The sequence below is a fragment of the Pseudomonas sp. NFACC46-3 genome, from assembly GCF_900114515.1.
GTDB classification, from domain to species: Bacteria; Pseudomonadota; Gammaproteobacteria; order Pseudomonadales; family Pseudomonadaceae; genus Aquipseudomonas; species Aquipseudomonas fluorescens_Q.
Genome location: NZ_FOTH01000020.1, coordinates 107,992 through 117,241, shown reverse-complemented (window position 1 = coordinate 117,241; position 9,250 = coordinate 107,992). Strand labels below are relative to the sequence as shown.

The 9,250-nt window shown below is 62.8% G+C and carries 12 protein-coding genes; 3 read left to right on the top strand and 9 right to left on the bottom strand.

Features of this window, described 5'->3' with window-relative positions:
- Nucleotides 1-302 precede the first annotated feature (302 nt).
- From sctL to BM300_RS19775, 8 genes are all read right to left on the bottom strand, one after another.
- The gene (sctL, locus tag BM300_RS19810) at nt 303-896 is read right to left on the bottom strand and encodes a type III secretion system stator protein SctL (RefSeq protein ID WP_092463741.1); all 594 of its coding nucleotides are present in this window, start codon (nt 894-896) and stop codon (nt 303-305) included.
- A complete protein-coding gene (locus tag BM300_RS19805; protein ID WP_092463738.1) occupies nt 874-1,464 on the bottom strand; it encodes a type III secretion protein in 591 nt (196 codons plus the stop codon). The genes sctL and BM300_RS19805 overlap by 23 nt, the downstream gene beginning before the upstream one ends.
- Nucleotides 1,461-2,348, bottom strand: a complete 888-nt coding sequence (gene sctJ, locus BM300_RS19800) for a type III secretion system inner membrane ring lipoprotein SctJ (protein WP_092463736.1) — start codon at nt 2,346-2,348, stop codon at nt 1,461-1,463. Before sctJ ends, BM300_RS19805 begins: the two co-directional genes overlap by 4 nt.
- A gap of 14 nt (nt 2,349-2,362) precedes the next feature.
- Complete coding sequence (gene sctI / locus BM300_RS19795) at nt 2,363-2,737, bottom strand: type III secretion system inner rod subunit SctI (protein ID WP_063323929.1); 375 nt, start codon at nt 2,735-2,737, stop codon at nt 2,363-2,365.
- 52 nt (nt 2,738-2,789) lie between these two features.
- Nucleotides 2,790-3,701: a type III secretion protein gene (locus BM300_RS19790; protein ID WP_170862078.1), complete on the bottom strand. Its 912-nt coding sequence runs from the start codon at nt 3,699-3,701 to the stop codon at nt 2,790-2,792.
- A 59-nt stretch (nt 3,702-3,760) separates the two neighbouring features.
- Nucleotides 3,761-3,970 carry a type III secretion system major pilin HrpA gene (locus BM300_RS19785; protein ID WP_003177441.1) on the bottom strand — a complete coding sequence of 70 codons (210 nt, stop codon included), beginning with the start codon at nt 3,968-3,970 and terminating at the stop codon, nt 3,761-3,763.
- A gap of 93 nt (nt 3,971-4,063) precedes the next feature.
- A complete protein-coding gene (locus BM300_RS19780; protein ID WP_063323931.1) occupies nt 4,064-4,987 on the bottom strand; it encodes a sigma 54-interacting transcriptional regulator in 924 nt (307 codons plus the stop codon).
- A 402-nt stretch (nt 4,988-5,389) separates the two neighbouring features.
- A complete protein-coding gene (locus BM300_RS19775) occupies nt 5,390-5,965 on the bottom strand; it encodes a DUF6436 domain-containing protein (RefSeq protein ID WP_092150006.1) in 576 nt (191 codons plus the stop codon).
- A gap of 108 nt (nt 5,966-6,073) precedes the next feature.
- Here BM300_RS19775 and BM300_RS19770 point away from each other — a divergent pair, with 108 nt between their 5' ends.
- On the top strand, nt 6,074-7,021 hold the full coding sequence (locus tag BM300_RS19770) for a phospholipase BipL (RefSeq protein ID WP_092150009.1): 948 nt from the start codon (nt 6,074-6,076) through the stop codon (nt 7,019-7,021).
- A gap of 94 nt (nt 7,022-7,115) precedes the next feature.
- On the opposite strand, the gene BM300_RS19765 is transcribed toward BM300_RS19770, so the two are convergent.
- Nucleotides 7,116-7,859 (bottom strand): DUF2059 domain-containing protein, encoded by a 744-nt coding sequence (locus tag BM300_RS19765; RefSeq protein WP_063323934.1) that lies wholly within the window; start codon nt 7,857-7,859, stop codon nt 7,116-7,118.
- A gap of 141 nt (nt 7,860-8,000) precedes the next feature.
- Between BM300_RS19765 and BM300_RS19760 the strand changes: the two genes are divergently transcribed.
- Together BM300_RS19760 and BM300_RS19755 are read left to right on the top strand one after the other, a co-directional pair.
- Nucleotides 8,001-8,633: a 2OG-Fe(II) oxygenase gene (locus tag BM300_RS19760; protein ID WP_072349205.1), complete on the top strand. Its 633-nt coding sequence runs from the start codon at nt 8,001-8,003 to the stop codon at nt 8,631-8,633.
- A 2-nt stretch (nt 8,634-8,635) separates the two neighbouring features.
- On the top strand, nt 8,636-9,127 hold the full coding sequence (locus BM300_RS19755; protein ID WP_092463732.1) for a 2-thiouracil desulfurase family protein: 492 nt from the start codon (nt 8,636-8,638) through the stop codon (nt 9,125-9,127).
- Nucleotides 9,128-9,250: the final 123 nt, after the last annotated feature.

Below are 9,250 nucleotides of genomic sequence, written 5' to 3'. Positions count from 1 at the left end.
TGCCCTCACTCCGGCATTGCTCCGTGGGCCCGCCGCGAAGGGCCATCCATGGCCCAGCGCGGCTAACCCGGCATACATGCCGGGTTGCCCACTGCGCAATACCTGCGTTCGGCCAGCGTGGTTAACGGGGCGCCGAGATCAACGTCCACCGCGAGGCGGCCTTATAGCCGACCTGGTTCTGGGTGATCGTGTTTCTCCTGTGGGAGCAAGCTCGCTCCCACAGTTTTTTCCCGGGGGGTGTTCACAGGCATCGCCGTCACCCCAAATCCCCTGTGTGTGAGCTTGCTCGCGAAAGCGACGGGTCAGCTTGCGGTGATGGGTTGTGGTTCGGGCAGGCGTAGGGTTTCGACGGCGGTGGGCCAGTCGAGCAGGTATGTACCGCCCGGCGTTTCCAGCTTCAGTTGATGTCGTTCCATGTCGACATCGGCCACCGGCGTCCAGGGGCGTCGGCCGTCGATGCCCAGGCTCTGGGTCAGGCTTGCCAGGTCTTCAGGATGACAGCGAAGGGTGGCGCTGACCGGGTCGTCCTGACGCGACGCCAGTTGGCGGACGAGTGCATCGATGCGTGCCTGCTCCGGGACTTCGTTCAACAGCGTCCCCAGGGCCTCGTTGACCACGTGTGCAGCACTCGTCTCGATTCGCTCCCACATGGCTTGACGCTGGGCTTCCCAGGCGGCGAGCACGGTTTCGGCCTTTTCCCAGAATTGTGCTTGAGCCTCGAGCACGGTCGCGTCCGCCTCTGCGCTGGCGCGTCCAAGCAATTGCGCGGCCTGCGCCTGGGCCTGCTCGAGGATGACCTGTGCGCGGGCACAATCGACCAGGGTTTCGCGAGCGATGTAGGGCTGCGACAGGCCTTGGCCATCGGGGCGCAGTTCAAGCGAACGCCGAGCGAGCATCGTGTCTCTCCGTTTGGATAGGTGCCGAGGGTGCCAGGCTTTGCTCAGCTTTCCAGCAGGCGGACTGCCAAAGCGTATTCAGCTTGGCGGCTGGCGGTTGAGGGGCGGGTGCCGATTCGATGGCGATGATTCTGTCGCGTGGGAACGCCAGGCGCGCCCGTTCCCAGGCCTGTTCGCCCAGCCAGGCACGCAGCAGGGCGAGCGGATCCTGGTCTTGTTCGAGCCAGTGTCCCGGGCGCAGGGCCTTGGCGGTGCGCTCGCACCAGGCCCGGTCCTGCGCCGAAAGTGCCTGTGTTGCCGTTAACGGTGCGCAGGTGCTCGCCACCAATTCGCAGGCAAGGGCCAAGGTCCGGGGCGTGCCGCAGAACAGCGATTGCAGCACCGGGCTGGGTTGGGGGGGCGTGCACGGCGTCATACCGAAGTTGCGGGCAAGCGCGGCATGCTGCGCTCGGGCGAGGGCGTCGATCTGTGGCGCGGTCAGCAGGCAAAGCGCTGACGAATACCAGCCCCGGTCTGCTTCGCGCCAGGCGAGGGTCCACCAGCGAACCCATGCAATCTCCGCCGTCATGCGGCGGTCCCGTTATGGTCGGGTTTGGTCCCTGGGTTTTTCACGGCGAACAGCCCAGGTGTCATGCTGCTTTGGGGGGCGGCGGGCGTCCCGGCTGGTTTGGTGAGCGTGCGATCGAGAAATCGTGGCAGTACCAACACGCCGTTGCGCCACAGCCGATAGAGGCCATACAAGACGCCCATCAGGATGGCGAGCAAGGTGATACTTGCCGTCACGGTCACCGCCCGCCAATAGCCGATGTCGTCGGCCTGCATGAGGAAGGGGCCGAAATACGCCATCTTGCGCCGTTCCTGATACGGCGCGGCGGGAACGAATACCACCGATAGCTTGGCCGGATTCTGGGCGGCGTCGGCCATGCCGGGAATCCCGCTGGCGACCAGGTTGCGCACGCGCGGGGTGATGCTGTCGGGGTCCAGCGCACGGGTATGCTTGATAAACACCGAGGCCGATGCGGGTTGGACCGGCTCACCCGGGGCCACCCGTTCCGGCAGGACCACATGGACCCGGGCGAGCACCACGCCATCTATTTGTGACAGCGTCGATTCGAGCTCCTGGGACAGCGCATAGATGTAGCGGGCACGCTCCTCCATCGGCGTGGAAATGACCCCTTCCTTGCGGAAGATCTCCCCCAGGCTGGAACGAGAGCGACGCGGCAGGCCGGCGGCTTCGAGTACCTGGACGGCGCTGTTCATGTCGGCAGGCTCGACCAGCACGGTCAACCCGTCTTTGTCGACTTGCTTGCTCGCCTCCACGTTCTTGTTCGCCAACTCGGCGATCACTTCGTTGGCATCCTGCTCGGAAAGATGGCTGTGCAGCACCGTTCGTTCGTTGCAACCGGTGAGCAGCAGGCACAGCATCAGTGTCGGGAACGCGCGCTTGGACATGACCGGCCTTCCCTTTACTGAAGATTGGTGAGCTTCTCGATGGCCTGGGAGCCTTTGCTGACCACTTTCGCGGTCATCAGGCTTTCCAGGTGGAAGGACGACAGTGAGCGGTTCGACTGCAACATGTCCTGCGGGTCGGCAGTGCGGATGGCCTTGAGCATGTCCCGGTTGGCGCGGTCGTCCAGGCGCTGCAGTTCACCGGAGCGGCTCGACAGCGAGTCAATGATGCGTGCCGCGACATTGTTTTCGCTGTTCGGGGCGGGGGCTTTTTCGCGCATTTGTGCATTGAACCAACTGACATCGCTGGTCTCGGCGCTCGCTTGTGTCTTGGCGCTCGTTTTGGCGGACGTGGAGGCGAGGTTGCTGGGGTCGATGGCGTGTATGTCCACGGAATGTCTCCTGTTTCAACGGTCGGTTTGAAAACTCAAAGGTCGGGTGCCTTCAGGCGCACATCAGCCTCAAGACGTTGCGAGCGCTACCGGTGACGCTCAGGTGAAACTCGATTTCTTCCCGGTTGCGCCGGGCACGCTGACGCGGCGGGGCTTGCTGGCCGGCCAGGCGGGCGAGGGCGAAGTCCAGCTCTTCCAGGGCAAGCTGGAACAACCGGGTTTCGCGAGCATCCAGCGCGGTGCCGCGGGCAATGCGTTCGGTCCATGTCCACCGTTCTGCGTCGAGGGTCGCTGGCGGGGGATAGCGCGTCGGGTGCTGGTCCATGAACGCGGCGATCTCGAACAACAGGTCCTGGTCGTCTGGTTCATACCGCGCCTGGCCGTCACCTTCGTCGATGTCCAGCAGCGTCAGCAGTTTCCTGCGGCCCAGGACCGCGATGATCTTGAGCAGCAGCGACAGGCTCGCGTCATGACGACTGCGCCGCGTGGCGTGATCGCCCTCGATCTCCCAGGCGCCGAACAGCGCGCCGCAGAAGGGGTTGTTGGCATTGCCGAAATCGCTTTGGCTGTCGACATCGTTGTCACCGATGGGCTGCCGGCGATAGGCGAACATCTGGGCCAGATCGTTGAACAGGTCTTCATTGGAATAGGCGTCATCGATATCGACGTCGAGATTGGAGCCGGTGCCGCTGTTGATTTCTTCGAGGATGTCTTCCAGTACCAGGCGCAAAGGGTCTTGGGTCTCTGCGGCGAATCCGTCCTGGGGGCTCGGCCAACCAGGTCGAGACTGTCCGCCCGCCGAACCCTTTTCGTTGCCCCACTGGACGAGCGACTCTCGCAACCGGTCGCCGGCTCCGTGCAGCGCCAGGTGCAGGCTTGGCGGAGTCGGCGCAGGACGCAGCGTGGGTTCGTCATGGGACAGGTCCCTGAGAGCTCGAAGGCTGTCTGGCAAGTCGATGAGCATAGGGCCTCCTCGCATCGCGCTTGAGGTTACCCCGCCGGAGCGGGGCTGAAGCGAGAGGGTCAGAATCGTATGTTTTTCGAGGCCTCCCCCATGGCGGTGATGGCTTTGGTTGCGGTGTCCATCGACCCTGCCGCGATTGCGTTCATGGTGTCAGCGACCAGTTTCTTCTGGTCGAATTCGGATTTCATGGTTGTCATCGCAGCCGAGGTCGCGTCCATCTGCTGCATGGCAGCCGTGGAAGCCGCGAGAGAAAGTCCACCAAAACTCATAGTCGTATCTCCGGGTTGTGGAATGGCGAGACGATCGTGAGCGTCTCGCTGGTTAAGTGGCGGCCGTTGCGTAAACGGTTCCACCGATCCCACTCAACTCGTCGATATTTGCAGGCACTTCATCCGGTAATACAGCGTGCGCCGGGCGATACCCAGTTCGGCGATGACCTTGTCGATGCAATGATGGTGGCGGCGCATGCAGTCCTCGATGAGGATTTTTTCGAACTGCTGCAGGTGTTCTTTCAACTTGAGTGTCGAGCTGCTGTGTTCCAGTTGCTCGGCGCGGGGCAGTGCCGGCAAGCCGAGTACGTACCGCTTGGCGGCGGACTGCAGCTCGCGGATGTTGCCAGGCCAGGCGTAGCCGAGCAGTTGGCGCAACAGCGCTGGCGACGGCGCGACGTAGGGCCGGTCAAGTGCCTGGGCTTCCCGGCGCACCAGCGACTGGAACAGCGGCACGATGCGCTCCTTGCGGCTGCGCAGTGGCGGCAGCTTGAGGCTGATGATGTTCAGGCGAAAATAAAGGTCCCTGCGAAACTCGCCACGTTCGACCATTTCTCCCAGCGGGCACTGGGCGGAGGCGATCACTCGCATGTTCACCGGGATGTTCTGGGTCGAGCCCAGGCGCTGGACCGTCCTGGATTCCAGGACTCGCAGCAGCTTGGCTTGCAGGCCCAACGGCATGCTGTCGATTTCGTCCAGGTACAGCGTGCCGTTATGTGCGGCTTCGACGAACCCCGCGCGATTTTGGCTGGCCCCGGTAAATGCGCCGGTGTTGGCCCCGAAGAGCTGGCTCTCGGCGAGGGTTTCGGGAATGGCGGCGCAGTTGATGGCCACGAACTTGCCGGAGCAGCCGGACATGCGATGGATCTTTTCTGCCAGCGTGTCTTTACCGGTACCCGTCTCGCCGCGCAGCAACACATCGATCATGAGCGGAGCGACGCATTGGACGAACGCCTCGAGGTTGAGGGCATCTTCTTTATAGGGATTGGAAAGTGCAGCGCATAGCAGCTTTTGCATCACTGACGATTCCATTTCTTGTTTGGTTAGAAGGGTCGACAAGTTGAACGATGAAAAGGCGTGTGAAACTTCCTCGAGTTGGCGCCGCCGCGCGACTGCACAGTAATAAACATTTTGCTGGTCACGAGGTTTAGAGAAGAGATTAAAAAAAAGTTCATGCCGGCACGGCCGCTGTTAATCGATTCAGCTAAACGGTCAACCGGGCTGAAATGCCCTGAACAACCCGTCTGGCATGGGGCACAGGCCGAAAATGAGCGGTGATGGCGTCGTTTCGAAAAATTGGATCCGACAAACGGTTCAGCCCAGGCCCTTACTTTGAGCAAGAGCTCTAGAAGCGAGCACTAGTCTCAACTTTGTCGCCGCCCAAGAGGGGTAGGTGTAATACGCGTTGTAGTTAATTCGTCAGTTTGAAACCGCCCATGGGCAATAACAGCCCACCGCCAACGTGTGTGTCGCACTAACTTCCCGGCCGACACTCAACGCCTCGAGAATCGGCTCGATGAAGCTGTTGTTCGAGTTGCAGGTCAGGCCTTCGCTGTAGGGGCCGAAGTACGCCAGTTTGCCGCTGCGATCCCAGATCGCTACGGCCGGGCTTGCAGGAATCTGGCTTGAACCGGGGAGCGCCGGGAGGGTTTTCAAGTGGCTCAACGTGGCCGGCAGCTGACCTTGGCTGCCGGCTTTTTGTACCGCATAAAACTCGACGCCTTGCGGTACATATTTATCGACCAACTCGGCAAGGTGTTGCTGGTTGCCGACGTTGCACGGGCACGCCGGGTCCCAGAAATGCACCAGGCGTATTGCGCCGGGGCCGGCCAGATCGGCAGGCAGGCGCAGCGGGTCGCCGGAAAACACCGCGGTGTGTTGGCTGAAAGCGCGCAGGAAACGGCCTTGGAACCAGTCGTAGGCTATCCACAATACGACGGCGCATCCGAGGGCGAGCAGGCTGGCGAGCAAGGCTGTGCGGTGGGACGGGCGCATGGAGTCGATCCTCTGAAGCCGCGTAGCTTGCCATGCCTGCCGCGACAGATGAATATCGCAGGCCTACAAAGTCTGTTTCGCGCGATGCGCCTATGCCTGGAAATCTTGATGCCTGCCACTTTCGCCCCCGATCTCCTGCGTGCCAGCCTGAAGCCGCTGGCCCAGTGGCAAGCCCTGTCCGAGCAAGCCCAGGCCTACCAGCGGTTCTATGGCCTGGACTTTCCCCAACGCAGCGTGCGCAAGGGATTGGGGCGTTTCGAGGTGGGTGGGTATGAGCTGGTCAGCCAGGTCTGGTGGCCGGAAAAAGCCGTGGCGACCTTGTTTGTGTTCCACGGTTATTACGATCACATGGGGCTGTATCGCCACTTGATCGAGTGGGCTCTGGAGCAGAAGTTCGCGGTGATCGCTTGTGATCTGCCGGGCCACGGCCTGTCCAGTGGCGAGCGCGCCAGCATCGAGGATTTTGCCGAGTACCAGGCCACCCTGCAGGGCCTGTTGGCCGAGGCCGGGACACTCGACCTGCCGCAACCCTGGCACCTGTGCGGGCAAAGCACCGGCGGGGCCATTGTCGTCGATCACGTGCTCAACCAGGGCGCACAGAGCCCGGCCCAGGGCCAGGTCATCCTGCTGTCACCCCTGGTGCGGCCACGGGCCTGGGGCTGGTCGCGCCTGAGTTATTACCTGCTCAAACCCTTCGTAAGGGGGATTGCCCGACGTTTCAGCGAGAACTCCACCGACCCGGACTTCCTGCCGTTCCTGCAAGCCGACCCGCTGCAACCACTACGCCTGCCCACCGCCTGGGTGGGCGCGTTGGGGCAATGGATCAAGCGTATCGAAGCCGCCCCGAGCAGCCCGCGCCAGCCATTGATCGTGCAGGGACAGGCGGACATGACGGTGGATTGGGTGCACAACCTGCAAGTGCTACGCAGCAAGTTCGATCGGCCGCAGGTGTTGATGTTGCCCGAGGGACGCCATCACTTGGCGAATGAGGCGCTGGCTTTGCGGCAGGAGATGTTTGGATTTTTGACGAAGCGGATGAGCCGGGTTCGGCGGTGACCGGGCTATTGCTATCGCGAGCAGGCTCGCTCCCACAGAGTGTTGAGCTGCGAGATCCAATGTGGGCGAGCTTGCTCGCGATGGCGGCGCTGAACTACTGCCCGAGATTCTGCCCCACCGCCAACCCCGCCCGAATCGCCGCCAGGGCCGCTTGATAATAAGCCTGGCCCTCGGTCGATTCGGCGAAGGTGGCGAACTCTTCCAGCTCGGTATCCGTCAGGTCACGGTAGACGTACAGCAGCGTGTTGTTCAGGTCCGCGCCGATCTGTTCCATTAACCGCTGGCGCTGGCTGTCGAGCATGCCCTGGGCCTGGCCGCCGCCCAGCAGCCCCGGGATCATCGAACTCAGGCTGTCGGCCGCCACGCCGGCGATCGCCAGGCTGACTTCGGCGCCGGCCTCGCGGGCGGGCAGGGCCTGGGCCAGGTGGCCGATGATCAACAAGCGGTTGTCGCTGGCTGGCATCTTCGGCAGGCCCTTGGCGTTTTTCGCCAATTGATCACGCCGGGTCGCCAGCAACTCGGCCGCCACGACCTTGCGGCCCAGGGGCGACTGGAAAAAGCTCAGGGCCGGGCTGGGGTCACGCAAATTCTTGCGCATTTGCGCCTCGGCCCGCTGGTCCATGGCCTGGGGGGCGAAACGTTGATTGCTGTTGTTCACCAGGGCCTGGAACACCGCCGGCGGCAGGCTGCTCTGATAGCGCTGCTGGGCGGCGCTCAAGGCGTCATTGAAATGCGCCCGCTGTTCCGGCCAACCGGCGACCTTGTACAACTGGTCGTAGCTGTCTGCCCAGGCGGGCAAAACGCAGAACATCAACAGTGAGAAAAGCAAACGGCGCATAGGGACTCCTGTCAGCAGCCGACTATTCTCCGTGGGGTGTGGGGTCTTGTCGAGAATTCGTATCAAGTTCGTACGACGGTGCTATCTGGCGGCAAAAAACCTGCCGAGCGTCGCTGTTGGTTTTACAGGCACAGGCATACTATGCGCGCCATGCAAATACCTTCTGATCACCCGCTGCTGTTACGTATCGTCGACGACCTGGCCGAGCGCGGCTGGTCGCAGCAGGACCTCTTCCTGCCGGAGGCGCTGACCCGCGCCCTGGCGGCCGAATGCCGCCAGCGTGCCGCCGAGGGCGAACTGGCCCCGGCAGCGGTCGGGCGCGGGCCGTTCTCGGAGATCCGCGAAGGGATCCGGGGTGATCACATTCAGTGGATCGAACCCGGCCAGGCGCAAGCCTGCGACCATTACCTGGCGCTGATGGACAGCCTGCGCGAGGCGATGAATCGCGGGTTGTTCCTGGGCCTGGAAGACTTCGAAAGCCACTTCGCCCTCTATCCGCCTGGCGCGTTCTACCTCAAGCACGTCGACCGCTTCCGCGATGACGACCGACGGACAGTGTCGGCGGTGCTTTACCTCAATGACGACTGGTTGCCGGAACACGGCGGCCAGTTGCGCATGTACCTGGACGAAAGCCTGGAACAGGACGTGGTGCCCATCGGCGGTTGCCTGGTGGTGTTCCTGTCGGGGGACATTCCCCATGAAGTACTGCCGGCCACGCGTGATCGCCTGTCCTTGACCGGTTGGTTCCGCCGTCGCGGCAACGAGTTGTTCTGAAGATGGAAAAGATCCTGGTCAGTCGCTGCCTGCTCGGGCATCGCGTGCGCTACGACGGCGGCGCCAGTGGGCCGTTCGATCAATTGCAGCAATGGCTCGACGAAGGCCGGATCGTGGCGCTGTGCCCGGAAGTCGCCGGCGGTTTGCCTACGCCTCGGGCGGCGGCGGAGATTCCTGGCGGGCAGGGCGGGCAAGTGCTCGACGGCCAGGCACTGGTCATCACCACCGACGGCGAAAATGTGAGTGCGCAGTTTTTGTCCGGTGCGCATCAAGCGCTGGCGTTGGTGCGCGAACACGGCATCCGCATCGCCGTGCTCAAGGCCAACAGCCCGTCGTGCGGCAACCTGTTGACCTATGACGGGACGTTCAGCGGTGTGAAGGTCAGCGGCGAAGGCGTGACGGCGGCGCTGCTCAAGCGCCATGGCGTGCAAGTGTTCAGCGAGCTGGAATTGCCTGAAGCGGCGGCGGCCCTCAAGGCCTTGATCGACGGCTGACGATTGTCGGCGCAGCCTTTTGTGGCGAGGGGATTTATCCCCGCTGGGGTGCGAAGCGCCCCCAAAATGGTTGAGCGCTATTAATCTGAGGAACCGAGGTGTCAGGTTTTGGGGCTGCTTCGC

Bases quoted from the DNA above. Each gene is read 5' to 3' on its own strand.
- sctL (WP_092463741.1), bottom strand. From the start codon at position 896: ATGCTCGCTCGGCGTTCGCTTGAACTGCGCCCCGATGGCCAAGGCCTG.
- BM300_RS19805 (WP_092463738.1), bottom strand. From the start codon at position 1,464: ATGACGGCGGAGATTGCATGGGTTCGCTGGTGGACCCTCGCCTGGCGC.
- sctJ (WP_092463736.1), bottom strand. From the start codon at position 2,348: ATGTCCAAGCGCGCGTTCCCGACACTGATGCTGTGCCTGCTGCTCACC.
- BM300_RS19790 (WP_170862078.1), bottom strand. From the start codon at position 3,701: ATGCTCATCGACTTGCCAGACAGCCTTCGAGCTCTCAGGGACCTGTCC.
- BM300_RS19785 (WP_003177441.1), bottom strand. From the start codon at position 3,970: ATGAGTTTTGGTGGACTTTCTCTCGCGGCTTCCACGGCTGCCATGCAG.
- BM300_RS19780 (WP_063323931.1), bottom strand. From the start codon at position 4,987: ATGCAAAAGCTGCTATGCGCTGCACTTTCCAATCCCTATAAAGAAGAT.
- BM300_RS19775 (WP_092150006.1), bottom strand. From the start codon at position 5,965: ATGCGCCCGTCCCACCGCACAGCCTTGCTCGCCAGCCTGCTCGCCCTC.
- BM300_RS19770 (WP_092150009.1), top strand. From the start codon at position 6,074: ATGCCTGCCACTTTCGCCCCCGATCTCCTGCGTGCCAGCCTGAAGCCG.
- BM300_RS19765 (WP_063323934.1), bottom strand. From the start codon at position 7,859: ATGCGCCGTTTGCTTTTCTCACTGTTGATGTTCTGCGTTTTGCCCGCC.
- BM300_RS19760 (WP_072349205.1), top strand. From the start codon at position 8,001: ATGCGCGCCATGCAAATACCTTCTGATCACCCGCTGCTGTTACGTATC.
- BM300_RS19755 (WP_092463732.1), top strand. From the start codon at position 8,636: ATGGAAAAGATCCTGGTCAGTCGCTGCCTGCTCGGGCATCGCGTGCGC.